The 23798-nt window shown below is 63.4% G+C and carries 24 protein-coding genes and 1 pseudogene; 21 read left to right on the top strand and 4 right to left on the bottom strand.

The genetic code is table 11. The annotated features are described in order from the left end of the window. Nucleotide 1 precedes the first annotated feature (1 nt). The 9 genes from M2332_RS02315 (at nt 2) to M2332_RS02275 (ending at nt 7368) form a co-directional block, all read left to right on the top strand. On the top strand, nt 2-1027 hold the full coding sequence (locus M2332_RS02315) for an amidohydrolase family protein (RefSeq protein WP_181559641.1): 1026 nt from the start codon (nt 2-4) through the stop codon (nt 1025-1027). An 11-nt stretch (nt 1028-1038) separates the two neighbouring features. Then, nucleotides 1039-1458, top strand: coding sequence for a protocatechuate 4,5-dioxygenase subunit alpha (gene ligA / locus M2332_RS02310; protein WP_181559640.1), 420 nt, complete (start codon nt 1039-1041; stop codon nt 1456-1458). A gap of 2 nt (nt 1459-1460) precedes the next feature. After that, entirely contained in the window at nt 1461-2369 is a 909-nt protein-coding gene (locus tag M2332_RS02305) for a class III extradiol dioxygenase subunit beta (RefSeq protein WP_264572811.1), read from the top strand. A 159-nt stretch (nt 2370-2528) separates the two neighbouring features. After that, nucleotides 2529-3476 carry a Gfo/Idh/MocA family oxidoreductase gene (locus M2332_RS02300; RefSeq protein WP_264572810.1) on the top strand — a complete coding sequence of 316 codons (948 nt, stop codon included), beginning with the start codon at nt 2529-2531 and terminating at the stop codon, nt 3474-3476. Between the two features lie 151 nt (nt 3477-3627). Further along, entirely contained in the window at nt 3628-4020 is a 393-nt protein-coding gene (locus tag M2332_RS02295) for a hypothetical protein (RefSeq protein WP_264572809.1), read from the top strand. Between the two features lie 68 nt (nt 4021-4088). After that, nucleotides 4089-5114 (top strand): aldo/keto reductase, encoded by a 1026-nt coding sequence (locus M2332_RS02290; RefSeq protein WP_264572808.1) that lies wholly within the window; start codon nt 4089-4091, stop codon nt 5112-5114. After that, nucleotides 5111-5554, top strand: coding sequence for a nuclear transport factor 2 family protein (locus tag M2332_RS02285; protein ID WP_264572807.1), 444 nt, complete (start codon nt 5111-5113; stop codon nt 5552-5554). Before M2332_RS02290 ends, M2332_RS02285 begins: the two co-directional genes overlap by 4 nt. Continuing rightward, on the top strand, nt 5551-6015 hold the full coding sequence (locus tag M2332_RS02280; protein WP_264572806.1) for an acyl-CoA thioesterase: 465 nt from the start codon (nt 5551-5553) through the stop codon (nt 6013-6015). The genes M2332_RS02285 and M2332_RS02280 overlap by 4 nt, the downstream gene beginning before the upstream one ends. 105 nt (nt 6016-6120) lie before the next feature. Further along, the gene (locus tag M2332_RS02275) at nt 6121-7368 is read left to right on the top strand and encodes an MFS transporter (RefSeq protein ID WP_264572805.1); all 1248 of its coding nucleotides are present in this window, start codon (nt 6121-6123) and stop codon (nt 7366-7368) included. 58 nt (nt 7369-7426) lie between these two features. On the opposite strand, the gene M2332_RS02270 is transcribed toward M2332_RS02275, so the two are convergent. Further along, on the bottom strand, nt 7427-8566 hold the full coding sequence (locus tag M2332_RS02270) for a cobalamin-independent methionine synthase II family protein (protein ID WP_264572804.1): 1140 nt from the start codon (nt 8564-8566) through the stop codon (nt 7427-7429). Nucleotides 8567-8869: 303 nt separating this feature from the next. On the opposite strand from M2332_RS02270, the gene M2332_RS02265 reads away from it, so the two are divergent. The 8 genes from M2332_RS02265 to M2332_RS02230 all read left to right on the top strand — a co-directional run bounded on the left by M2332_RS02265 (nt 8870) and on the right by M2332_RS02230 (nt 17994). Beyond that, entirely contained in the window at nt 8870-11446 is a 2577-nt protein-coding gene (locus M2332_RS02265; RefSeq protein ID WP_264572803.1) for a TonB-dependent receptor, read from the top strand. 163 nt (nt 11447-11609) lie between these two features. Continuing rightward, entirely contained in the window at nt 11610-12020 is a 411-nt protein-coding gene (locus M2332_RS02260) for a VOC family protein (RefSeq protein WP_264572802.1), read from the top strand. A 29-nt stretch (nt 12021-12049) separates the two neighbouring features. Further along, nucleotides 12050-12898 (top strand): SDR family NAD(P)-dependent oxidoreductase, encoded by an 849-nt coding sequence (locus M2332_RS02255; protein WP_264572801.1) that lies wholly within the window; start codon nt 12050-12052, stop codon nt 12896-12898. A gap of 47 nt (nt 12899-12945) precedes the next feature. Beyond that, the gene (locus M2332_RS02250; protein WP_264572800.1) at nt 12946-14064 is read left to right on the top strand and encodes an NAD(P)-dependent alcohol dehydrogenase; all 1119 of its coding nucleotides are present in this window, start codon (nt 12946-12948) and stop codon (nt 14062-14064) included. Nucleotides 14065-14297: 233 nt separating this feature from the next. Then, complete coding sequence (gene mdlC / locus M2332_RS02245; protein WP_264570269.1) at nt 14298-15911, top strand: benzoylformate decarboxylase; 1614 nt, start codon at nt 14298-14300, stop codon at nt 15909-15911. Nucleotides 15912-15967: 56 nt separating this feature from the next. Beyond that, complete coding sequence (locus M2332_RS02240; protein ID WP_264572799.1) at nt 15968-16846, top strand: 3-keto-5-aminohexanoate cleavage protein; 879 nt, start codon at nt 15968-15970, stop codon at nt 16844-16846. A 49-nt stretch (nt 16847-16895) separates the two neighbouring features. After that, complete coding sequence (locus tag M2332_RS02235; RefSeq protein WP_264572798.1) at nt 16896-17645, top strand: IclR family transcriptional regulator; 750 nt, start codon at nt 16896-16898, stop codon at nt 17643-17645. Beyond that, nucleotides 17632-17994, top strand: a complete 363-nt coding sequence (locus tag M2332_RS02230; protein ID WP_264572797.1) for a cupin domain-containing protein — start codon at nt 17632-17634, stop codon at nt 17992-17994. Before M2332_RS02235 ends, M2332_RS02230 begins: the two co-directional genes overlap by 14 nt. A gap of 24 nt (nt 17995-18018) precedes the next feature. On the opposite strand, the gene M2332_RS02225 is transcribed toward M2332_RS02230, so the two are convergent. Further along, nucleotides 18019-18747 carry a nuclear transport factor 2 family protein gene (locus tag M2332_RS02225; RefSeq protein WP_264572796.1) on the bottom strand — a complete coding sequence of 243 codons (729 nt, stop codon included), beginning with the start codon at nt 18745-18747 and terminating at the stop codon, nt 18019-18021. A 73-nt stretch (nt 18748-18820) separates the two neighbouring features. Here M2332_RS02225 and M2332_RS02220 point away from each other — a divergent pair, with 73 nt between their 5' ends. The 4 genes and pseudogenes from M2332_RS02220 (at nt 18821) to M2332_RS02210 (ending at nt 21911) form a co-directional block, all read left to right on the top strand. Beyond that, nucleotides 18821-19744 carry an SDR family oxidoreductase gene (locus tag M2332_RS02220; RefSeq protein WP_264572795.1) on the top strand — a complete coding sequence of 308 codons (924 nt, stop codon included), beginning with the start codon at nt 18821-18823 and terminating at the stop codon, nt 19742-19744. Between the two features lie 71 nt (nt 19745-19815). Continuing rightward, nucleotides 19816-20868, top strand: a pseudogene (locus M2332_RS02215) (tannase/feruloyl esterase family alpha/beta hydrolase); the annotation flags it as partial. Between the two features lie 3 nt (nt 20869-20871). Beyond that, nucleotides 20872-21402 carry a tannase/feruloyl esterase family alpha/beta hydrolase gene (locus tag M2332_RS16635; protein WP_413715974.1) on the top strand — a complete coding sequence of 177 codons (531 nt, stop codon included), beginning with the start codon at nt 20872-20874 and terminating at the stop codon, nt 21400-21402. Beyond that, the gene (locus M2332_RS02210; RefSeq protein WP_264572793.1) at nt 21399-21911 is read left to right on the top strand and encodes a DUF3237 domain-containing protein; all 513 of its coding nucleotides are present in this window, start codon (nt 21399-21401) and stop codon (nt 21909-21911) included. Before M2332_RS16635 ends, M2332_RS02210 begins: the two co-directional genes overlap by 4 nt. A gap of 19 nt (nt 21912-21930) precedes the next feature. On the opposite strand, the gene M2332_RS02205 is transcribed toward M2332_RS02210, so the two are convergent. Next, complete coding sequence (locus M2332_RS02205) at nt 21931-22428, bottom strand: aromatic-ring-hydroxylating dioxygenase subunit beta (protein WP_264572792.1); 498 nt, start codon at nt 22426-22428, stop codon at nt 21931-21933. After that, nucleotides 22425-23768 carry an aromatic ring-hydroxylating oxygenase subunit alpha gene (locus M2332_RS02200; protein ID WP_264572791.1) on the bottom strand — a complete coding sequence of 448 codons (1344 nt, stop codon included), beginning with the start codon at nt 23766-23768 and terminating at the stop codon, nt 22425-22427. The genes M2332_RS02205 and M2332_RS02200 overlap by 4 nt, the downstream gene beginning before the upstream one ends. Nucleotides 23769-23798: the final 30 nt, after the last annotated feature.

Raw genomic sequence — 23798 nt, 5'->3', positions numbered from 1 at the left:
AATGACGATGATCATCGACTGCCATGGCCACTATACCGTGCTGCCCAAGGCGCATGACGAGTGGCGCGAGCAGCAGAAGGCGGCCTTCAAAAATGGCACGCCCTGCCCGCCCTATCCCGAGATTTCTGACGACGACATTCGCGAGACCATCGAGCAGAACCAGTTGCGCCTCATCAAGGAGCGCGGCGCGGACATGACGATCTTCTCGCCGCGCGCCTCGGCCATGGCGCCGCATGTCGGCGATCAGTCGGTGGCAGTGCCTTGGGCGCAGGCATGCAACAACCTCATTGCGCGCGTCGTCGATCTCTACCCCGAGACATTCGCTGGCGTGTGCATGTTGCCGCAGTCGCCAGAGGCGGACATGACCAGTTCGATCGCCGAGCTGGACCGCTGCGTCAATGAGCTGGGCTTCATCGGCTGCAACCTGAACCCGGATGCGAGCGGCGGCCACTTCAAGCAGCCGCCGCTGACTGACAAATTCTGGTATCCCTTCTACGAGAAGATGGTCGAACTGGACGTCCCGGCGATGATCCACGTCTCGGGCAGCTGCAATCCCGCGATGCACGCGACGGGCGCCTATTATCTGGCGGCCGATACGATCGCCTTCATGCAGCTTCTGCAGGGCAATCTGTTCGCCGACTTCCCGACGCTGCGCTTCATCATCCCGCATGGCGGCGGCGCAGTGCCTTATCACTGGGGCCGGTTCCGCGGACTTGCGGACATGCTCAAGCAACCCAGCCTTGATACGCTGCTCATGAACAACGTGTTCTTCGACACCTGCGTGTATCACCAGCCCGGCATCAACCTGCTGGCCGACGTGATCGACAACAAGAACATCCTGTTCGGCAGCGAGATGGTCGGTGCCGTGCGTGGGATCGACCCGACCACAGGTCATTATTTCGACGATACGAAGCGCTATATCGATGCGCTCGACATTTCTGACGAGGAGCGTCACGCGATTTTTGAGGGCAATACCCGCCGCGTCTTCCCGCGTCTCGACGCCAAGCTGAACGCCCGCGGGCTCTAAGAGAGGATATCATGACCGAGAAGAAAGAAAGAATCGACGTTCACGCTTATCTTGCCGAGTTTGACGACATTCCCGGCACCCGCGTGTTCACGGCCCAGCGCGCGCGCCGGGGCTACAATCTCAATCAGTTCGCGATGAGCCTGATGAAGGCCGAGAATCGCGAGCGGTTCAAGGCGGACGAGAGCGCCTATCTCGACGAGTGGAACCTGACACCCGCCGCCAAGGCGGCCGTGCTGGCCCGCGACTACAATGCCATGATCGACGAGGGCGGGAATGTTTACTTCCTCTCCAAGCTCTTCTCGACCGATGGCAAGAGCTTCCAATTCGCTGCCGGATCGATGACCGGCATGACGCAGGAAGAATATGCACAGATGATGATCGACGGTGGTCGTTCGCCTGAGGGCGTGCGCTCGATCAAGGGAGGATTTTGATCATGGCACGCGTTACCACAGGCATTACGTCCAGCCACATTCCCGCGCTCGGCGCGGCGATGCAGACCAAGACCAGCGACAACGATTATTGGGGTCCGGTCTTCAAGGGCTATGAGCCGATCCGGGAGTGGATCAAGCAGCCGGGCAACACCCCCGACGTTGTGATCCTGGTCTATAACGACCACGCCTCGGCGTTCGACATGAACATCATCCCGACCTTTGCGATCGGATGCGCCGAAAGCTTCAAGCCGGCTGATGAAGGCTGGGGCCCGCGCCCCGTGCCCGACGTGAAGGGCCATCCCGATCTCGCCTGGCACATCGCCCAGAGCCTGATCCTGGACGAGTTCGACATGACCATCATGAACCAGATGGACGTCGACCATGGCTGCACCGTGCCGCTCTCGATGATCTTCGGCGAGCCGGACGAGTGGCCGTGCAAGGTCATTCCCTTCCCGGTCAACGTGGTCACCTATCCGCCGCCGTCGGGCAAGCGCTGCTTCAGCCTGGGCGATAGCATCCGCGCCGCGGTCGAGAGCTTCCCGGAAGACCTCAACGTCCACGTCTGGGGCACCGGCGGCATGAGCCACCAGCTTCAGGGGCCGCGCGCTGGCCTGATCAACAAGGAGTTCGACCTGAACTTCATCGACAAGCTGATCAGCGATCCCGCAGAGCTCAGCAAGATGCCGCACATCCAATATCTGCGCGAAAGCGGGTCGGAAGGCATCGAGCTGGTCATGTGGCTCATCATGCGCGGCGCGCTGCCGGAGAAGGTGCGTGACCTCTACACCTTCTACCACATCCCGGCCTCCAACACTGCGCTCGGCGCGATGATCCTGCAACCGGAAGAAACGGCCGGAGCGCCGCTGGAACCGCGCAAGGTGATGAGCGGTCACAGCATGGCGAAGGCCTAACACGCGCAAAGGCCCCTCCTCTTCAGAGGAGGGGTTGGGGTGGTGCTGGCCATCACCCCATTTGAAGTGACTTGGGGGGCATTGAGCCCCCTCGCCTCTCACCCACCCCTTGCCCCTCCCTTGAAAGGGAGGGGTTAGCTGGAGAAAGGACTCCCCCTCATGAGAATCGCACTCGCAGGCGCCGGCGCATTCGGCGAAAAGCATCTCGACGGCCTCAAGAACATCGATGGTGTGGAGATCGTCTCGATCATCAGCCGTCGTGCCGATCAGGCCGCCGAAGTCGCCGCCAAATATGGCGCGAAGCACAGCGGCACGGAACTGGACGAGGCGCTCGCGCGCGATGACGTCGACGCGGTGATCCTCTGCACGCCCACGCAGATGCACGCCCAGCAGGCCATTGCCTGCATGAAGGCCGGCAAGCATGTGCAGGTGGAAATCCCCCTGTCGGACAGCTGGGCCGACGCCCAGGCGGTCATCGACACGCAGAAGGAAACCGGACTCGTCTGCATGGTCGGCCACACCCGCCGCTTCAACCCGAGCCACCAGTATATCCATAACAAGATTACGGCGGGCGAACTCGCGATCCAGCAGATGGACGTGCAGACCTATTTCTTCCGCCGCAAGAACATGAATGCCAAGGGCGAGGCTCGCTCCTGGACGGACCATCTGCTGTGGCACCACGCCGCGCACACGGTCGACCTGTTCGCCTATCAGGCCGGCAAGATCGTGCAGGCCAATGCCGTGCAAGGCCCGATGCACCCGGAGCTGGGCATCGCGATGGACATGTCCATCCAGCTCAAGAGCGAGAGCGGCGCGATCTGCACCCTCTCCCTCTCGTTCAACAATGATGGGCCGCTCGGCACCTTCTTCCGCTACATCTGCGACAATGGCACCTGGATCGCGCGCTATGACGATCTGGTGACCGGCAAGGAAGAGCCGGTGGACCTGAGCGGCGTTGCCGTCTCCAGCAACGGCATCGAGCTGCAGGACCGCGAGTTCATCGCCGCGATCCGCGATGGCCGCGAGCCGAACAGCTCGGTCGCACAGGTGCTCGATTGCTATCGCGTGCTCGGCGAGCTGGAAGTCCAGCTCAACAAGGCCGGCTGATAAAGACTGGCGGTGTGTAGCCTGTTCGCGGCTGCACACCGCCTCATTTCCGGCGACGCTCAATCATCGGCGTCATGCCCGTAGGCATTTCTCAAGCTTTGCCATTTAAGGCGCCGCTCTACCGTCAGACCATAGGCGGCGGGAGAGGTGCATGTCAGTGGCGACCGGGTTAAGTTCAGATCTCGCGGACATGCTGCGCGCGTTTTCTGCCACCGAGACTGAAATCGTGCAGTTGGGCACGATCGCGCAAGCAGCGCGGATGCATGAACTACTCCAGCTTCGCCGGAAGTTCGTCGAGCAATTCGGATTGATGAATGCCGCACTCCAGAGCGAACCCATCCTGCTCGCCTCGCCAGCTCTAATGACGCAAGCCATGCGCCTGCTGGCGGCTTTCCGCTCACGCAATGCCATCAATCAGGCGGACTGGCCGGTCATCCGTGTCCGGGACGATCCCATCGCCTATCGCGATGCGTCCCAGCATGTGAAGGATGCGTCCCGGGACTTCTGGGACTGGATCGAAACCGCCCTCGACTTTCGGCGATAGGCACGCAATCCTCGCCAAAAGCGCCGCGAGGATTGATTTTTAATGCCCGGGGCGACACAAGCCGGGCCATGACTTCGCCATCGACACCCCTCCCCACCCGCCGCATCGCGGACATGGCCGTCTCCGCCATCAGTCTGGGCTGCATGAACCTCTCTCACGCTTATGACGCCCCGCCGAGCGAGGAGGAAGGCGCGCGCCTGCTCAATCATGCGCTCGACATCGGCGTGACGCATCTCGACAGCGCAGCGCTGTATGGCGGTGGCAAGAATGAGGGCCTGATCGCCCGCGCTGTCGGCCATCGCCGCAAGGATTATGTGCTGTCGAGCAAGTGCGTGCTCGATCTGATCGACGGCGAGCGTGTGCTCGACGGGCGACCGGAGACGATCACCGGATCGCTGGAACGCTCGCTCCAGCGGCTCAATACCGATTTTATCGATCTCTATTACATGCACCGGCTCGACCGGAACGTTCCGATCGAAGACTCGATGGGCGCTTTGGTGCGGGCGAAGGAAGCCGGGAAGATCGGCGCCATTGGCCTGTCCGAAATGTCCGCAGCGAGCATCCGCCGCGCCCATGCCGTGCATCCCGTCGCTGCCATTCAGTCCGAATATTCGCCCTGGGTGCGCAATCCGGAAGTCGCTGTGCTGGACGCCTGCCGGGAACTCGGCATCGCCTTCGTCGCCTTCTCGCCGGTCGCGCGCGGCATGCTCGCCGGCGCCATCAGCAGCATCGATTTCAAGGCCGGCGACATCCGCATCCCGATGCCGCGCTTTCAGGAACCCAATTTCGGCCACAATCTCAAGCTTGCCGAGCGCTTCAATGCGGTTGCGGCCGATCTCGGCATCACGCCTGCCCAGCTCAGCCTAGCCTGGGTGCTGGCGCGGGCGCCGCAGATCATCGCGATCCCCGGCACGCGCTCCATCGCGCATCTTGAGGAGAATGTGAAAGCGGCCTCCATCAACCTCGCACCGGAATCCATCGCGGCCGTGGACGCGATCTTCGCGCCTGGCGCCGTTGCCGGCGCGCGTTATCCCGCACCGGTGCAGAAGCAGATCGATACCGAATTGCTGCCCGAAGAGGCGGACGCGGCATGAGCGTGACACTGGACGACGCGATGCGGCGGGCGATCGAGTGGGACTGCACCACGCTCATCAATCGCTACACGCTGCTCAACGATGCGGCTGACTGGGACGCCGTCGCGGCCCTCTACACCGAGGATGGCCAGATGGCCCGGCCAAGCGCACCGGATCAGCCGATAAAGGGACGTGAGGCTATTCTCGCGACCTTCAAGAGCCGGCCGGTCCGTGCGGCGCGCCATGTGGTTTCCAACGTGGTCGTGGACGTCGTAAGCGAGACCGAAGCGACGGCGCTGTCGGTCATCGTGCTGTATCAGGGCGTCGCGAGCGAAACCGGCGGGCTGCCCGTGCGCGATCCCAAGGGGCCGCTGATCGGTACCTATGCGGACCGCCTGCGCAAGACACCGGAGGGATGGCGCTTTGCAGAACGGCGCGGCGGTCTGGATTTCGCGGCATGACCGGCGTCCCTGCATCCCAGCCGGATGACTTCCAGGCGTTCCTCTCCCGACCCTATCGCATCGAATGGGGCCATTGCGACCCGGCGGGCATCGTCTATGCGCCGCGCTTCCTCGAGATGTTCGGCGAGAGCACGATCATGCTGTTCGAGAAGGCGCTTGGCGTGCGCAAGCGGGACATGCTGAAAACCCAGGGCGTAGTCGGCTTTCCGATGGTCGATGTGTCGGCCAAGTTCCAGCGCCCCGCCGCCTATGGCGATGAAGTGGTGCTGGAGGTGGAAGCGCCCGATTTCGGCAATTCCAGCTTCACCATTCGGCATCGCCTGCTCAAGGACGGGCATGTCTGCGTGAGCGGTACGGAAAAGAGGGTGTGGACCGTGCGGGACAGCGAGCGCCCGGGCGGGATGCGCGCGGAGCGCGTGCCCGATGACATTCGGGCCCGGTTCGCTCTGCCCGGAGCGTAAGGCTGCCCAACTATCGAGGGCGCACCGCCATTCGATAGAGGGCTATTCATTTGCCAAAGCCTGCGCCATGATACCCTCATAACAAGAGGACTCATGGAGGGGCTTATGGTGATGGGGGATGCGGGCACGCCGCGTCTGCGCAGCGGCGGCTATCAGGCATGGCTGGTCGGACTGCTCAGCCTGAATTTCGGCATCGTCTTTTTCGATCGGCAGGCGCTCAACGTGCTGATGCCGTTCGTCCAGCCCGAGCTCGGCTTGTCCAACGCTCAGATCGGCCTGCTCGCGGGCGGCCTCTCCTTCACTTGGGCCATTGCCGCCTTCGCCATCGGCCGCCTGTCGGACACGATCGGCAATCGCAAGCTGCTGCTCGTCGGCGCGACGCTCGGCTTCTCGCTCTGCTGCTTTCTCAGCGGCATGGCGACAAGCTTCCTCTTCATGCTGTGCGCACGGATGCTGATGGGCGCGGCGGAGGGCGGCGTGATGCCGATCAGCCATGCCATGGTCGCCAGCGAAGTCGATCCGCGCCGTCGCGGCCTTGCGCAGGGGATTGCCCAGAATTTCGGGTCCAATCTGCTGGGATCGTTTCTTGCGCCGGTCTTGCTCGTGTGGTTCGGCCTGGAATTCGGATGGCGCAACGCCTTTTTCCTCGCGTCCATTCCCGGCATCATCTGTGCCCTGCTGATCTGGTTCACGCTGGAGGAGCCCGCAGCGCCGGCACGGCCACAGGTACAGGATGGCCAAGCCCAAGGTGTCCTCAGTGTGTTGCGCACCCGCAATGTGCTGGTCTGCGTGCTGCTGGGCGTGCTGATGGTCAGCTATTTCGTCATCTGCCTGACCTTCCTGCCGATCTACCTCACCAGCGTCAGAAGCTACACCCCGACGGAAATGAGCTGGCTGATCGCAACCCTGGGCATTTCCGCGACTATCGGCAGCTTCGCGATCTCGGGCCTGTCGGACTGGATCGGGCGGCGGCCCGTCATGATCGCCATGCCTCTGCTCGGCATCATCCTGCCGCTGGGCGCTCTCTACTGGAGCGGGTCGATCTGGGGGCTGGTCCCGATCTTCTTCTTTGGCTGGGGCCTGAACGGGATCTTCCCATTGTTCATGGCCACCGTGCCGTCGGAAAGCGTCGATCCGCGCCAAGCCGCGACGGCGCTGGGTCTCACCATGGGATCGGCGGAAATCCTCGGCGGGGTCTTCGCGCCTTCGCTGACCGGTGTAGCGGCGGACGCGACCAGCTTGGCCGCGCCCTTGTGGATCATGGTAGTGCTGGCGATCCTCGGCGGGATCGTGGCGATTTTCCTCACCGAAACCGCCCCCTCGCAACGCGCCAGGATGGCGGCCGCGTCCTGACAGGATCCGATGCCGGGCCACGCATCTGGAAAGCGCGGTCCGGCATGGAGCTTTTAAATCAGGCCGGCACGCTCGCGAGGCGCCTGGCTGCAATATCGGCGCCTTCCCGCAGGGCCTGCAGCTTCTTCCACGTGACGGCGGGATCGATCTTGCCGTAGCCGGCAAAGGTGCCGAAGCCGCAATCCGTGCTGCCGATCACGCGCTCAGCGCCGACAATGCCCGCAAAGCGCTCGATCCGCTGGGCGACCAGTTCCGGATGCTCGACATAGTTCGAGCAGCTATCGATCAGGCCCGGGGCCAGCACGAGATCGTCGGGCAGCTTCGCATCCCGCCACACGGTCCACTCATGCTCGTGGCGCGGATTGGCCGATTCAAACAGCACGACGCCGGGGCGGGCCCGCAGGATCGTCGGCAGCACCTTGGCGAGATCGATGTCGCAATCATGTGGGCCTTCATAATTGCCCCAGCAGATGTGCATCCGCAGCCGGTCGCGGGGGAGTCCTTCGGTGGCGGCATTCAGCGCCTCGACATTGGCCTCGGCAATCTTCACGAACTCTGCGTCGCTCACGTCCTGATAGCCGGTGTGGCGGGACATGGCGAGGTCGGGGCAATCGAGCTGCAGGTCGAAGCCCGCATCGATGATCGCCTGATATTCAGGGCGCATGGCCGTCACCAGATCCGCGAGATAGGCCTCGTGGCTGGGATAATAGGCATTGGGCTGGAAGGCCGTGATCAGGCCGGGGGACGCGGCATTCATGAAGCCGCGTGCGCCCTTGCCCTGCGCCTTGAGCGCCTGATCGAACCGACGAATGTCGTCATGGCAGGGCTGCAGGTTCTTGAGCTTCACCGGTGCGATGCACGAGGCGCGGGTGAATTCCTGATCGCCCATGATCGCGGCGAGCTTCTTGCGCAGCTCCGGCAAGGGCGCGAGGTCGAGCGCCGGCTTGCGATCGGTGTGGCCGCCAAAGCCCTCCAGACGCTCGATGATATAGGTTGAGTAACCGACCTTTCCGAGTTCGCCATCGGACACGATGCTGACTCCGGCCTCGACCTGCTTGGCAACGGCATCGTCGATGGCCTGCTGCACAACCGTCTCGAACTGCGCGGCGTCATAAGGCTCGCCATGATCCTTCGCGAGCAGCAAGGGAACAAGCTCCGGCCCGCGCGGCAGACTTCCGACATGTGTCGTTGCGATCACAGTACTCAACCCTTTCTTCAATTCAACGCTATGCCGCCGCCCCTCGCACGACCGATGCAATCAGGCAAGCCCGAGAGAGGTCGGGCCAAAAACGCAAGGCTTACCGCCATTTGCGGAGACGGCCATTGTTGACAATATCCAATGATGTCTCAGCATCACCCGGGCAACCGCCCGGCCCGCCGCCGTTCACACTATTGCACATATTGCTGCTCCCAAACCCTCATGTTATGCCGCCGCCACGCCGTTGCATGTCCGCTACGAGACATGAAAATCAGCAACGGCAACATGGAGAGGAGATTGCCCATGCGCAGATTTTGCGCGCGATCCGTTGCGTCCTATGCCCTGGCCTGTGCGCTAGCCGCCCCGGTTTATGCCCAGAGCGGCGAACAGCCCAAAAGTGCCCAGAATACGGACGTTACCGGCGATATCATCGTCACTGCCCAGTTCCGTGAGACACGGCTTCAGGATACGCCGATCGCCATCACCGCGGTCAACGCCGCCCTGCTGGAACAGCGCGGCCAGACCAGCATTGCGGAGATTGCAAACCAGTCGCCCAACGTGACCTTGCGGCCACAGCCGCAAAATGGTGGCGCCGGCCTCATCGCTTTCATCCGGGGTGTCGGACAGACGGACTTCAACTATGCGCTCGACCCTGGTGTGGGCGTTTATATTGATGATGTCTACATTCCGACCCTCTCCAGCTCGCTGCTGGACCTCATGGATCTGGATCGGGTCGAAATCCTTCGCGGCCCGCAAGGCACGCTGGCCGGCAAGAACTCGATCGGCGGCGCCATCAAACTGTTCAGCGCCAAACCCGATGGGTCTGGGGGCGGCACGCTGGAGGCCACCTATGGCTCCTACAACCGTCTTGACCTGCGCGGCATGGCCGACTTTGCGGTGACCGACAATCTGTTCGTCCGCGTGTCCGGTGCGGCGAAGAGCCGTGATGGATACGTCAAGCTCCTGGATTACGGCGCCACCCACCCCAGCTCGAATGTGCCGGCCAGCAACAACCGGGGCGCCGATCCCGTCGTCGGGACGCAGGGTGGACAATCCTATGTCGCCGGGCGCCTCGCCCTGCGCTGGGTGCCGTCCGACAGGCTCGAAGTGAATGTTTCGGGCGATTACACCTCGGATAAATCCGAGCCGGCGCCGACCGTGCTGATCGCGGCGGGCCTGCCGGGTCCGACCACGACCAACCCCAATGCGTTCAACCCGGCCATTCCCAATCCGGGCACCAATGCCGATGGCGGCGCGTGGCTGCCCGGCAAGAATGGCAGCCCCGTTCCTGTGGACTGCGCTTTCGTGCCTTATGGAGCCTATGGCTGCGATTCACTGGCCAGTTCGGCTTATGGCGGCGACCGGCGCTTCATCAGCTATGCCAATTTCATGGATGGAATGCTGGCGACGTCGCAGTCGCCCTACAAGCCCTACACGGCCTTGCAGAACCAGGATTTCAAGGGCTGGGGCATTCACGGCAATGTGACATGGACGTTGAGCGACAGCCTCAATGTCGTGTGGATTTCCTCCTATCGTGAATATCAGTCGAACTTCGGGCAGGATCAGGACGCCACACCGGTTCCCGTCGCGCAACTGGATAACCAGCTCAACCATCATGCCTGGAGCCAGGAGCTGCGCCTGAACGGCAAGATCGGCACGTTCGCCGATTTCACGCTCGGCGGCTTCTACTTCGACCAGAAGGGCACCTACTCCGCTCGCGTAGACCTGAACTATGCCGGCATCGACTTCCTGCATGGCCCGGACACGACGCCATCCACCTCCAAGGCCCTGTTCGCCAATGGCGTGATCCGTCCGCTTGAAGGCTGGAGCATTTCCGGCGGCCTGCGCTACACGCGGGATGAAAAGACCTACACGTACTTCCGGCGCAATCCGGACGGCACGGTGCCCTTCGGCAACTGGACGCCCGCGCAATTGCCGTCCCTGCCCATCTGCGAGTTCTTCCAGGGCGCGCCGACCGCTGGGCCAACCGGCATCGGCAACACGCCGAACTGCTTGCTCTCTGGCCTCTACAATGTCAGCGACAGCTTCAAGGGCGATCGGTGGGACTGGCGCATTTCCACGGACTACCGCTTCTCGCCGGAATTGCTGGTCTATGGCTCTGTCGCCACCGGCTTCAAGGGGGGCGGCGTCAACCCACGGCCGTTCTTCGGCCCCTCGGCCGGCTCCTGCACCGCGCCGGGCTATGTCGCTCCAGCGGCGTGCAATCAGCTCGGCAGCTTCAACCCGGAAACGCTCACCACCTATGAACTGGGGTTCAAGTCCGACCTGTTCGACCGGCGCGTGCGGCTGAACGGCGCGGTGTTCCTGAACAAATATAATGACATGATCCTCACGCTCTCGGCCTGCCCATCCGTGCCGTGCCTCAAGCCGACCAATGTCGGCAAGGCGGACGTCAAGGGCTTCGAGCTGGAAACGACCATTCATCCGTTCGCGGGCTTCACCGTCGATGGGAGCCTCAGCTACATCAACTTCCAGTATAAGGAAGTCGGCACGTCCGGCATCTCGCTCGATGCGGTGACGCCTTACACGCCGGAATGGACCTACAGCTTCGGCCTGCAATATGATCATGAGATCACGCCCGGCACGGTGAGCGTGCGGTTCGATGGCTCCTATCAGTCCGATGTCTTCACCGAGACATCCAACTCTGAGTGGAGCCGGGTCGAGGGCAACTTCCTCGCCAATGGCCGCCTGTCCTTCACCACGACGGACAAGGACTGGCGCGTCTCGCTGGAAGTGCAGAACATGTTCAACAAATATTACTTCCTGACCAAGAGCGATGTCAGCGCGTCGCTTGGCGTCGTAACGGGCGTGCCTGCGCCATTACGGACCTGGGCGGTCTCCGTGCGCCGCAGTTTCTGACCGCCTCGTCAAGCCAGCGGATCGGGAGGGGCGCACCGTCGTCTCTCCCAATCCTATTGTGCGCACAATCGCCGCACAAAAAGGCCAGAAGCGGTTGCGCCGCAGATGATTTGGACACTATCAATAAGCCGACCGCCTGCCTTCCCACGAACAGGACTCGTACATGCTCATCAAACGGCTCGACCACGTCAATATCCGCACCCGTGACCTGCCGCCGGTGGTGGCGTTCTACCGCGACATTCTGCTGCTTGAGGAGCGCGATCCACCGTCCAATCTGGACCGGACGATGGTGCGATGGATGTACGATCACAAGGACGATCCGATCGTTCATATCAGCACGCCCGGCGCGCTGTCGGAGCATGGGGTTTACGACAATATCACCGGGACGACGGGCGGCCTCGATCATGTCGCGTTCCAGTGCGTCGGCCTTGGCCCGCTGGTCGAGCGGCTTGAGGTCCACGGCGTGCCCTGGCGGGAGAATCGGGTCGAGGTGATCAAGATGACACAGGTCTTCCTGCACGATCCCACGGGCGTGCAGATCGAACTGAACGTGTTCGACGAAGACCCGGCCTGAACGCGCCTGACCAGAGAGGACCGCACAGAATGACCGACGCTGGCACGGGACAGCCGCCCAAGGCACTTGAGCAGTTCGACATCGCGGGGCGCAGCGCGCTCGTGACAGGCGCTGCCTCCGGCATCGGCCTCGCTTATGCCGAGGCGATGGCGGAAGCCGGCGCACGGGTCACGCTGACGGATGTCGATGGCGCGTCCGCCGAGCGGGAAGCAGCCCGCCTGCGGGCGCAAGGCTATGAGGTGCGCGCCGACGAGCTCGATGTCTCCGACCGCGCCCGCACCACGCAGGTCTTCGATGCACATGAGGCTGCTTATGGCGGACTGGACATCGCCTTTGCCAATGCCGGGCTTGGGATCGGCCCCGGCTTCTGGAAGCCAGAAGGCGGCCGCGACCCGCAGGGCCAGATCGACACCTACGATCCGGCCATCTGGGACCGGATCATCGCGATCAACCTGACCGGCGCCTACAACACGATGCGCGATGCGGCGCGGCTGATGAAGAAGAGCGGCAATGGCGGCTCGATCATCGCCACCTCGTCCAATGCGGCCGTGATCTGCGAGCCGATTGTGCCGATGCCCTATATGCCGTCCAAGGCCGGGGTCAGCCACTTGGTCCGCCACCTCGCGCTGGAGCTGGGGGCCTATCAGATCCGCGTCAACGCCATCTTGCCCGGACCTTTCGTCACCAACATCGCGGATGGATCGCTCAAGGATCCCGTGGTCCGCAAGGCGTGGGACGACGCGACCTTGATGGGGCGGATCGCCGAGACCTATCAGATCAAGCCGCTGGCATTGTTCCTTGCCTCCGACGCATCGAGCTATGTAACCGGAGCGCAGATGATGATCGATGGCGGCATGTCGCTCGGCCGGCTCGGCTGAGCAATATCGCGCTGCCTCAAGCCAAGACCAGAACAGGAGTGACACGCATGACCACATCCGCACAGGCCGCCATCTGCAAGGGCGGCGAAGCGCCGTTCGCTATCGAAGCCGTGACGCTGGACGAGCCCCGCGCTGACGAGGTGTTGGTGCGCATCCACGCCTGCGGCATCTGCCACACCGATATGGCCGCACGCGATGGGCAGCTCCCGACCCCGCTCCCCATGGTGCTGGGCCATGAAGGGGCCGGCGTGGTCGAGAAGGTCGGGTCCGAGGTGACGCATGTAAAGCCGGGCGACCGGGTGCTGATGAGCTTCAACAGCTGCGGCACCTGCCCGAGCTGTGAAGTCGACAAGCCCACTTATTGCTACAATTTCGTGCCCGAGAACTGGATCGGCACCAGGCCGGACGGCAGCCACACGCTGCATCGCGATGGCGAGGGCGTGAATGCGAATTTCTTCGGCCAATCATCTTTCGCCACCCACGCCATCGGCCATGCTCGCAACGTCGTGAAGGTGCCCGAAAGCGCCGCGCATGTACCGCTCTCGACCCTCGCGCCGCTCGGCTGCGGTTTCATGACCGGCGCCGGTGCCGTGCTGCGCAGCATGAAGGTGCGCGCCGGCATGCCCATCGCCGTCTTCGGCACGGGCGCTGTCGGCCTCGGCGCGATCATGGCCGCCAAGATCGCGGGCGCGAACCCGATTATTGCCGTCGACATCCACGACAACCGCCTGGCACTGGCCCGCGAACTGGGCGCGACGCACACGATCAACGGCAAAACCAGCAATGCGGAGGAGGAAATCCGCAAACTCTGCCCGCAGGGTCTGGGCTATGCGTTCGATACGACGGGTCTGAAGGCGATCATCGAGAGCGCCGCCGGACTGATTGCGCCGCTTGGCATCGTCGGCATCGTCGGTGCATCCGACCCCGCCGCCAATCTGACACTCAACGAGTCAGCCTTCATGGGTGGCGGCAAGCGGCTGATGGGCATCCTGGGTGGCGATTCCGATCTGTTCGGCTTTCTGCCCGAATTGATCGACCATCATCTTGCGGGTCGTTTCCCGCACGATCGGCTGATCAAGACGTTCCCCTTCGCGCAGATCGATGAAGCCTTCCATGCCGGCGAGAGCGGCGCGGTGGTGAAGCCCGTCCTTGTGATGGACGCCTGACCGGTAGCCTGATCCTCGACAAGCCGCGCCCGTTCTCCTTCGGGTGCGGCTTGGATCGGCCCTGCGCGGCGACGAGCTAGCCTTGCCGCTTCCATCTTTTGCTGAACATGTTAATTACTTTGCGTGGGCTGACGGCCCGGCCGCAGGCGCGATTATGCGTTCGCGTATGTGATAATTTCATATATAGAGAGAATGACAATGACGGCAGCAACAAACATGATGGGAGCAACGGCATGACGGCGCGGGGTCTGGCGGTCGAGAAGCCCAAGGCGGTCGAAGGACCAACGGTGCGTGATGCCGTGATGAGCCTGCTGCGCGATCTGGGCATGACGACATTGTTCGGCAATCCCGGCTCCACAGAACTGCCGCTGTTCCGCGACATGCCGCAGGACTTCCAATATGTTCTGGGCCTGCAGGAGAGCGTCGTCGTCGGCATGGCGGACGGTTTCGCGCAGATGAGCGGCAATGCTGCCTTCGTGAACCTGCACTCCTCTGCCGGCACGGGCCATGCGCTTGGCAACATCTTCACGGCGTTCCGCAACCAGACGCCGCTGGTCATCACCGCCGGGCAGCAGGCCCGCAGCATCTTCCCCTACGACCCGTTCCTCTATGCCGAGCGCGCCACGGAGTTTCCGCAACCCTTCGTCAAATGGACCTGCGAGCCGGCGCGCGCCGAGGATGTGCCGTTGGCCATCCTGCGCGCTTATCATATGGCGATGCAGGCGCCGCGCGGTCCGGTGTTCGTCTCGGTGCCCATCGACGATTGGGATCGCGCCTGCCAGCCGATCAGCACCTCGACTGTCTCTCAGGAATCGATGGCGTCCCCTGCCCTCATCGGTGCCGCCGCGGACGCACTGAACGCCGCGAAATCGCCGGTGATAGTCGCCGGCGCTGGCGTCGGCCGCGAGAATGCGCGCGCCGCGCTCCATGCCCTGGCGACAGCGCATCAGGCGCCGGTGTGGGTCGCGCCAATGGCTGCCCGCGCCGTGTTCCCGGAAGACGATGTCCTGTTCGCAGGCTTCCTCCCAGCTTCGCGTGAAGCCATTGTGGACGCACTGGATGGCCATGATCTCGTGTTGGTGCTGGGGGCGCCGGTCTTTACTTATCATGTCGAGGGCTTCGGCCCCTATGTGCCCAAGGGCGCGCAGATCATACAGATTGTCGATGATCCAGCCACGGCAGCCCGCACGCCGGTCGGCACCGCTATCGTCGGCAATGTCGCGGATGCGATTGCGCGCCTGTATGCTGCATCCAATGCTGCACCCCGGAAGGCGCCCGCACCTCCCGCGAGCCATGCCGCCGAAAGCCCCGATGGCGCCGCCATTTTCGAGCCCTATCTGATGCAGCGCCTTGATGCCCTGCGTCCCAAGGGCATCATTATCAGCGAGGAAGCGCCGAGCACGCGCGGACCGCTGCACGATCATTTCCCGATCCGGCTCGAGGATGAGTTCATGGCCACCGCCAGCGGCGGGCTGGGCTTTGCGCTACCTGCGGCAGTCGGCGCGGCCCTTGCGCAGCCGAACCGCACGGTGCTGTGCCTGCTGGGCGACGGGTCGTCCATGTATTCGATCCAGGGTCTCTGGACGGCGGGCGACCTCAAGCTCGACGTGCGCTTCCTCATCGTCAACAATGGCGGTTATGCCGCGCTCGATCAGTTCGGTGCGCTGTTCGACATCGAGGTGGTGGGCAGCAAGCTTCCGGGCATCGATTTCGTGAAGCTCGGTGAGAGCATGGGCGTGCCCGGCGCGCGCGTTTCCGACCCTGCAGCGCTGGACGATGCGATCCGGGATCTGTTTGCCGGCAGCGGCCCCCGCTTGCTGGAAGTCATGGTGGAACGGGCGCGCTGAGGCTTATGCTGCGCGCAGCATGAGCAGCGAGCGCCGGTGTCCGATAGGAGAAAAAGATGAGCAAGACATTCATTACCTGCGCGATCACCGGCGCATCGCCGATGCCCAAACATCCCAACTTTCCCTTCCGTCCCGAGCATGTGGCGCAGGAAGCGCTGGACGCGGCAGAGGCCGGCGCGTCGATCATCCATGTTCACGTCCGCAATGGCGAGGATGGCACGCCGAGCCAGGAGATGGACGATTATCGCAAGGTGGTGAGCCTCATCCGGGAAAAGAACACGGACGTGATCCTCAACGTCACGACCGGCCCGGGCTGCATGTGGTTCCCCAAGAGCGCCGACGAGCCGGCGATGCCGGACCTCGAAAAGACCCTGATGTTCACCGCGGAGCGGCGCATCGAGCACATCCTCGACCTCAAGCCCGACATGTGCACGCTCGATATCTGCACCATGAACCTGTGGGGCGGCATTGCCATGAATCTGGAGATGATCGTCGGCAAGATGGGTACCATGTTGCAGGATGCCGGCGTGCTGACCGAGATCGAATGCTTCGAGGCCGGCGATTTCGTCTTCGCGGACGATCTGATGGCCAAGGGCCTAATTCCCAAAAATGCACCCTTCACCTTCGTACTCGGCACCAAATATGGTCTGCCCGCGACGCCGGAGGCGATGATGTATTCCAAGAACCAGATCCCGCGCGGCGCGCCCTTCACCGGCTTTGGCATTTCCCGCCACAGCTTCCCCATGGCGGCGCAGTCTGTGCTGCTCGGCGGGCACATGCGCGTTGGCTTCGAGGATACGATCTACCTGCGCAAGGGCGTGCTGGCGCAGAGCAATGCCGATCTGGTGCGGCAGGGCGTCGAGATTCTCGAGAAGATCGGCGGTGAGCTTGCCACGCCGGGTGAGACCCGGCAGATGCTCGGGCTTAAGCAGTGAGGCGGGCACAATAGGGCAGGCCCGCCGACGGCTATTGGGGGATCGCGGCATGGAAGCGAAGGCGGAGTCCTCGTCGGTCAAATCGGCCACGCGGACGCTCGACATTCTGGAATATGTCGTCAGCAGTGGCCGGCCGGTCAGTGCTGCCGAGATTGCGCTCTCCTTGGCGATTCCCGTCAGCAGCCTCTCCTATCTGCTCGGGACGCTGGTCGAACGGGGCTATCTGCTGCGCAGCGGCCGGCTCCATTCGCCCGGGCCGGCGCTCGCCCGTCTCAACCCGGCACCGGAAGCCATCCCGCTCAAGGACCGGGTCTACCCGGTGCTGCGATCGGTCTCGCGGCAACTCAACGAGACCGTCTCCTTCTTCGTCCGCCATGGCGAGAATATGGAGGCGATTGCAGGAGAAGTGGCGCCGCAAGCGCTGCGCTATACCATTGAGGTTGGCCGCCTCGTCCCGCTCCATGCCTTTGCCGCCGGCAAAGCCATTCTGGCCGCGCTCGATCCGCAGGAGTTGGACGCCTATTTCGCGGCGGCGAGTCGCGCGGCGTTCACCCCGCAGACACGCACTGCCGAGGCAGAGCTGCGCCGCGAACTGGCACAGATCGCGCAAACCGGTATTGCGCGCACTGCCGAAGAGTTTACCCCCGGCATCATCGGTATCGGCCATGCCGTGCATGTGGGCGGGAGCCTGGTCGGTGCGATCAGCGCCGCCATCCCGGTCGCGCGGGCTACGCCGGAGCTTGAGCAGCGCGCGGCCGTCCTGCTCACCCAGGCGGCCCAGGCGCTTGGCGGAGACTGAAGGCAAAGCGCAGGGGGTTATCAACCTCCTCGCGCCACTTCCCGATGCCAGCGTCGAGGAAATCTTCGACCTGATCCTCGAAAAGGCAGGCGCCCGGATCGAGCGGATCGTGTCGCAGGGGCAAGTGACACCCAAGGTCGCGCCATACGATCAGCCGCATGACGAGTGGGTGCTGCTGCTGGCCGGCGGCGCCCGGCTCTGGCTGGAGGATCGGGGCGAGTGCGCGCTCTCGCCCGGCGACGCGATGCTTATCCCTGCTCACGTCCGTCATCGCGTCGTCTGGACGCAGGCAGCACCGCCGACCGTCTGGCTGGCGGTGCATTTCGCGCAGGATCGCCCGGCAGAGTGAACCGCCGGGCGAAGCGGGGCGGGATCAGTTACCCCGCGGCTGCTTGGTCATCATCGGCGTGAAATTCTCGATGATGAAGGCGCGGCCGAGCACCGGATGCGCAAAACTCATCGGCACTTCGTAGCGGTGCGGCCAGGTCTGCCGCACTTCCTTCTCGGGCAGGATGCGGTCGGGGCCGTTGAGATCTTCCGGATAAGGCTTTTGCGCCGGCTGCAGGTGCGCGGTGGTGTGCGCCCAGCCCTTCTCATAGTCGCCCTGCCACTGCATCATATAGTCGAGGCGCTTGATCTTCCAGACGCCGTCTTCCTTGACATAGTCATTCTCGTAGATGCCGGACTCCCAGAATTGCTGCGGCACCCCTTCAGGCTTTTCGTGCAGCGCGTCATCATGCCAGCCACCCGCGAGAATGCCGCGGAAGCGCCCCTTGGCAGTCTGGCCATCCTCGGCAATGGTGATGACATCCTGCAACTGGAAATGGTCGAGCAGCAGGCCATGGACCGGGCCGCGCCGCCCGCCGGTGAAGAGGTTCTGGAACCATGTTCCATAAAGGCGCATCACGCCCTCATATCCGACATATTCGCCGGAGAGGAAGACAACCACGCCCTCCTTGGCAAAGAGACCCGCAACCTCCTCGGGGCGGTTATAGTCAATATAATAGCCATAGGCCCATTGGAGCCGACGGATCGCGTTGATATCCTCGAGTTCCTGAACCTTCTTTTCCAGCTTGGCCAGGCGCGATTCCACCTCAGACATTATCGACTCCTCTCACTTTGACTGTATGTTTTGCTAACAAAGCACAAATAGCCGGCGAGAGGAAAGAGTCATCATGAGCAGCACGGATTGGTCCGGAAAAGTCGCGTTCATCACGGGCGCGGGCACCGGAATCGGCTTCGGGATTGCGCGGGCTTTCAGCAATGCCGGCATGCGCCTCGCCCTCTCCTACCGCAATGAAGAGCAGCGGGCGCGCTGCACCCAATGGTTCGAGGAGCGCGGGCGGGAGGCGCCGCTCTGGATCAAGCTGGACGTGACCGACCGGGCAGCGTTCCAACAGGCTGCGGACCAAGTGGTCGAGCATTTCGGCGCCTGCCATGTGCTGGTGAACAATGCCGGCGTCTCCGTCTTCGGCCCCACCGATGAAGCCAGCTTTGCCGACTATGACTGGATCATGGGCGTCAACTTTGGCGGAGTGGTGAACGGCATCGTGTCCTTCCTGCCCAAGATCAAGGCGAGCGGCGAAGGCGGCCATGTGGTCAACGTCGCGAGCATGGCGGCCTATCTCTCCGGGCCGCAAGCCGGGATCTATACCGCCAGCAAATTTGCCGTGCGCGGCCTGACGGAGTGCCTGCGCTATAATCTGGTGCCCTATGGCATTGGCGTCTCGCTGGTCTGCCCGGCGCTGGTCGCGACGGATGCGGCGCTCTCCGCGCTCAAGCGCCCGGCCGAATTTTGGGGCAGCGGTTTCGCACCGGTGGACGAGGCGGAAATCCGCCAGTTCGCGACCGCTTTCGAGAATGGCATGGACCCGCTGGAGGCCGGTGAGAAGATTTTTGCCGGCATGGTCGAGAACCGGGGCCTGATCTTCACCCACCCCGAATTTGCGGAAGACTTCAAGGACATCTACGAAACCAGCCTCGCCGCCCTGCCGGATGAAGTCGCGCCGCCGGAGCGCCTTGAGGTCGAGCGGATGCGCCGGGCCGCTAACAAGGCCGCGCTGGAAGGCGCAAAGATCGGCTTGAGCGACCTGACCTGACCGGAACCTGCCGAGCGCCTTGCGTACGCGACGGCGACGATCCAATAAGACGCAAAGACAGGGGAGAATATATGAACGGCAAATCCATCGCCTCTCTGGCCGCCTTGCTGGCCGGCGCCGCCCTTGCGCCGACGCCTGCAGCCGCACAGGACGCGGCCCAGCGCTGTGCGGCCCTCACCAGTCAGAATTTCGGGGCCGAGGTGAAGATCACCAGCGCCATGCTGGTACCGGCCGGTCCCTCCAAGGCCCCGCCGCCCCCGGGCGAGCCGCCCGCGACGCTAGTGCTTCCTGAACATTGCCGCGTGGATGGCGTCATCAACCAGCGCACGGGCGCCGGTGGCAAGACCTATGGCATCGGCTTCGCCCTTGCGCTGCCGAAGGATTGGAGCGGTCGCTTCCTCCTGATGGGCGGCGGCGGACTGAATGGCAGCATTCGCGAGCCGATCGGTCCGGTCGCGGCCGGCAACCGCCCTGCCCTCTCCCGCGGCTTTGCGGTGCTCAGCCATGACAGCGGCCACAAGGGCGCGGTGTTCGACAACGCTTTCATGATCGATCAGCGCGCCACGCTCGACTTTGCGGAGAGTTCGGTGCGCACCGTCACGCTCGCCGGCAAGGCGATCGCACAGGGCTTCTACGGCAAATCGGCCACGCGCAGCTACATGACCGGATGCTCGACCGGCGGTCGGGAGGGCATGCTCGCCGCACAGCGTTATCCCGAGTTGTTCGATGGAATTGTGGTCGGCGCGCCGGCCATGCGGACCGGCAACTCAAATCTCGGCATGAGCTATGCGCAGGTGATGTTCAACCAGGCCGCGCCCAAGGATGACAAGGGCACGCCCCTGATCGACCGGACCTTCTCGCCGACGGATCGCCAACTCATCCTCAAGGGGCTGCTCAACCAGTGCGACGGTCTCGATGGCCTGAAGGACGGGATGATCGAGAATGTCGGCCAATGCCGCTTCCAGCCTGCCCGGCTGCAATGCACCGGCGCGAAGGCGGATTCGTGCCTGAGCAAGGCGCAGGTCGAGGCCCTTGAGCGCGCCTTTGCCGGGCCGCGCGACAAATCCGGTTACCCGCTTTATGCGCCGGTGCCCTTTGATACCGGCATCGTCGACACGTCCGGCCCGGTGTCCGGCTACATCACCACCGGCGCGCCGGGCGTGTTCGGCCCGCCGCTGCGCGACCTCACGATCGATCTCGATGCCCGCATCAACGAGGTGCGCAACAACGCCCAGCAGCGGCTCACCGACACATCCTATTGGACCAACCTCAACACCTTCCTCGACAAGGGCAGCAAGATCCTCTTCTTCCACGGCGTGAGCGATCCCTGGTTCTCGGCCTGGGATACGTGGGATTACTGGCTGCGCGCGTCCGAAACGAATGACGAAGCCTGGGACAAGGCGAGCCGCTTCTACATGGTGCCGGGCATGGCCCATTGCGGCGGCGGCAATGCCTTCGACCAGTTCGATCTGCTCGGCGCCGTGGTGGACTGGGTCGAGCAAGGCAAGGCGCCAGAAGGCGTGACTGCGAGCCGGCGCGATGGATCGGCCAGTCGTCCGCTCTGCCCGTTCCCGGGATATGCGCGCTATACCGGCGGCGATGCCACGAAGGCCAGCAGCTTCACCTGCACCCAACCTGACGTGGAGGAAAAGCCATGAGCCGCGGCCTCGGTGCAGTCGCGCTGATATCCGCGTTGGCGCTCCCGGCTCATGCCGCCGACGCTGACCCCAGCAAGCCCAGCCTGGAGTTCGCCTTTGAAGAGGTGGTCACGCTCTCGCCGGCCATGCCGGCCGGGAAGACGCCCTATGGCGAGCGCCTGATCATTCCGATCACCGGCGGGACGTTTGAGGGGCCGGGCATCAAGGGTACGATCATCCCTGGCGGATGGGACTGGCAGTTGCGGCGCAGCGATGGCTGCACGGACATCAAGGCCGATTACATGATCCGCACCGATGATGGCGTGATCATCAACGTCGTCAACAAGGGCACGCTGTGCGGGCCGGACAAGGACGGCAGGCCTCGGCCGGGGCGCACCCACCCGGTGTTCGAGGCACCGCTCGGCAAATATGAGTGGCTGGGGCAGAGCGCGTTTCTTGGCACACTGGAGCCGGTGATGGCGGACGGCAAGGTGAGCGCCGTCCGCATCCGCTTCTACCGGGCGATGTAAGCGGGCGCCTTCCGGGCGGTCAGATGCCGTAGATGTCCAGCATGGTCGGCACCCGGTCGTTCAGCAGGCGGATGACCTTGCGGGAGATTTTCCACGCGCCGTCCTCGTGTCGCAGCTCATGCTCGTATCGGCCGAAATAGGCGTGCGAGCGATTGCTGCGCACGTCGTGCACATTCACGATGAAGGTCGAATTGACGCGCGCCAGCCCCTCGCCCGCCGGCTCGGCGATGACATTGCCAATCATGTGGGACACACGCGGCATGACAGCAGACGCCACCGAAAAGCCCGAGCGGATGCGCTGGATCCGGTCCGCCAGGTTGCGGCGACCGCGATAGTAGATCAGCGAGAGTTCAGCCTCAGGGTCTTCGGTCTGCGTGCCGTCGTCGCGCCAGGCGGGCATCCAGAACACGCAATCCTTGGTGAACAGCTCAAGCCAGGCCTCGAGATCGAGACGGTCGAGCAGCAGCGCCTCGCGATAAAGCAGTTGCGCGGCGTCGGCGTGGCTCAGCTGGCTCATGCGATCACCTCCGCCATGCGCTGCGCCCAGGCGCGATAGTAGCTCGCGAACAGGCTTTCGTCGCACAGCTGCGCATCCGCGACGACGTTGCGCGCGGGCTTGAGGTCGATCATGTCGGCATACATGTTCCCGCCCTCTTTCGAGGCGGTCAGACCGCGCGCGTGGCCTTGCAGCCAGGGACGGTCCTGCTCAGCCATGCCCAGCTGGGCCTCCTCATAGCAGACGGTGTCGTCCGGTGTTGCCATGCCGGTCGGATTGAAGAAATCCTCATATTGCCGGATGCGGAATGTCCGCGCCTGCGCACTCTCCCCGCGCGGCGCGATGCACCAGGTCTGCATCTCGGTGAGGCCGGCAGCCAATGGGCGGATGACGCGCATCTGGCTCGACGCATTTTCGGCGATCTGCAGGTTGGGGAAAATGGTCAGGTTGCGCATGTTGAACATCCAGTTGCGCTTGGCCTCGCCGTGATCGCGGGCGAGCTGTTCGGCTCGCTCAAACTCTGGAATGGCCGAGGAGACGGGCATGATGCCCCAGTTGAGCACATGGCCATGATCGAAGCTCATCGTGCCGCCGCTGGTGCCGCTGGCTTCCTCCTGCCAGAAATCGGAGGCCCCCAGCGAGGACTGCACGACATCTTCGGCCTGCTCCTTGGCGCGCTGATCGAGAATGCGGATGTAGCTCGGGTGGGTGGAGGTGAAGTGATACTGGTCCGAGCAGTTTTCGAGCTGCATCTTCCAGTTCGCAGCATAAGTGAAGGTGACGCGGCCGGGGACCAGCTCCACGCCTTCCGGGCTCTTGTCGACCACCAGATCCAGCAACTTGCGGGCCTCGCCAAGATGCTCGTCTAGGCTGGGCACTTCGGCATTCAGGCTGGCGAACAGGAAGCCGCGATACTCGCCGAACTTTGCAACGGGTGCCAGATCGTGGTTCTCATCGTCGAACCCGGCGCCATAGCAGCCGCTCTTCTGCCACTTGATGTTCTTGTTCGCGCCGGCGCTGTCGAACGTCCAGCTGTGATAGGGGCAAACGTGCCGGCGCGCATTGCCACACAGCTTCTGGATGAGGCGCACGCCCTTGTGCGGACACGCATTGACGAAACAGTGCAGCACCCCTTCGCCATCACGACTGACAATGATAGGTACTCGTCCGATGAAGCCGGTGAAATAATCATGGGGATTCTCGGCTTGCGTGGCGAGCCCGATGAACACCCACCCGCCTTCGAAGATGTGCTTCATCTCCAGATCGAACAGATCGGGGTCGCGGAACAGGGCGCGGTTGACGCGGAACACGCCGTCTTCCGGGCGGTCGTCGATCAGGTCGCGAAGCGCAAAGCCGGTCATCGTTCACTCATCTCCCAAGGATCATGCTGG

This window comes from Sphingobium sp. B11D3A (genome assembly GCF_025961695.1).
Lineage (GTDB): Bacteria > Pseudomonadota > Alphaproteobacteria > Sphingomonadales > Sphingomonadaceae > Sphingobium.
Note: the sequence above shows the minus strand (reverse complement) of the source record. Positions and strands in the feature narration are given on the sequence as shown.

What these genes read in the sequence shown, in the direction of transcription:
- M2332_RS02315 (WP_181559641.1), top strand. Translation starts at nt 2, where the DNA reads ATGACGATGATCATCGACTGCCATGGCCACTATACCGTGCTGCCCAAG.
- ligA (WP_181559640.1), top strand. Translation starts at nt 1,039, where the DNA reads ATGACCGAGAAGAAAGAAAGAATCGACGTTCACGCTTATCTTGCCGAG.
- M2332_RS02305 (WP_264572811.1), top strand. Translation starts at nt 1,461, where the DNA reads ATGGCACGCGTTACCACAGGCATTACGTCCAGCCACATTCCCGCGCTC.
- M2332_RS02300 (WP_264572810.1), top strand. Translation starts at nt 2,529, where the DNA reads ATGAGAATCGCACTCGCAGGCGCCGGCGCATTCGGCGAAAAGCATCTC.
- M2332_RS02295 (WP_264572809.1), top strand. Translation starts at nt 3,628, where the DNA reads ATGTCAGTGGCGACCGGGTTAAGTTCAGATCTCGCGGACATGCTGCGC.
- M2332_RS02290 (WP_264572808.1), top strand. Translation starts at nt 4,089, where the DNA reads ATGACTTCGCCATCGACACCCCTCCCCACCCGCCGCATCGCGGACATG.
- M2332_RS02285 (WP_264572807.1), top strand. Translation starts at nt 5,111, where the DNA reads ATGAGCGTGACACTGGACGACGCGATGCGGCGGGCGATCGAGTGGGAC.
- M2332_RS02280 (WP_264572806.1), top strand. Translation starts at nt 5,551, where the DNA reads ATGACCGGCGTCCCTGCATCCCAGCCGGATGACTTCCAGGCGTTCCTC.
- M2332_RS02275 (WP_264572805.1), top strand. Translation starts at nt 6,121, where the DNA reads ATGGTGATGGGGGATGCGGGCACGCCGCGTCTGCGCAGCGGCGGCTAT.
- M2332_RS02265 (WP_264572803.1), top strand. Translation starts at nt 8,870, where the DNA reads ATGCGCAGATTTTGCGCGCGATCCGTTGCGTCCTATGCCCTGGCCTGT.
- M2332_RS02260 (WP_264572802.1), top strand. Translation starts at nt 11,610, where the DNA reads ATGCTCATCAAACGGCTCGACCACGTCAATATCCGCACCCGTGACCTG.
- M2332_RS02255 (WP_264572801.1), top strand. Translation starts at nt 12,050, where the DNA reads ATGACCGACGCTGGCACGGGACAGCCGCCCAAGGCACTTGAGCAGTTC.
- M2332_RS02250 (WP_264572800.1), top strand. Translation starts at nt 12,946, where the DNA reads ATGACCACATCCGCACAGGCCGCCATCTGCAAGGGCGGCGAAGCGCCG.
- mdlC (WP_264570269.1), top strand. Translation starts at nt 14,298, where the DNA reads ATGACGGCGCGGGGTCTGGCGGTCGAGAAGCCCAAGGCGGTCGAAGGA.
- M2332_RS02240 (WP_264572799.1), top strand. Translation starts at nt 15,968, where the DNA reads ATGAGCAAGACATTCATTACCTGCGCGATCACCGGCGCATCGCCGATG.
- M2332_RS02235 (WP_264572798.1), top strand. Translation starts at nt 16,896, where the DNA reads ATGGAAGCGAAGGCGGAGTCCTCGTCGGTCAAATCGGCCACGCGGACG.
- M2332_RS02225 (WP_264572796.1), bottom strand. Translation starts at nt 18,747, where the DNA reads ATGTCTGAGGTGGAATCGCGCCTGGCCAAGCTGGAAAAGAAGGTTCAG.
- M2332_RS02220 (WP_264572795.1), top strand. Translation starts at nt 18,821, where the DNA reads ATGAGCAGCACGGATTGGTCCGGAAAAGTCGCGTTCATCACGGGCGCG.
- M2332_RS02210 (WP_264572793.1), top strand. Translation starts at nt 21,399, where the DNA reads ATGAGCCGCGGCCTCGGTGCAGTCGCGCTGATATCCGCGTTGGCGCTC.
- M2332_RS02205 (WP_264572792.1), bottom strand. Translation starts at nt 22,428, where the DNA reads ATGAGCCAGCTGAGCCACGCCGACGCCGCGCAACTGCTTTATCGCGAG.
- M2332_RS02200 (WP_264572791.1), bottom strand. Translation starts at nt 23,768, where the DNA reads ATGACCGGCTTTGCGCTTCGCGACCTGATCGACGACCGCCCGGAAGAC.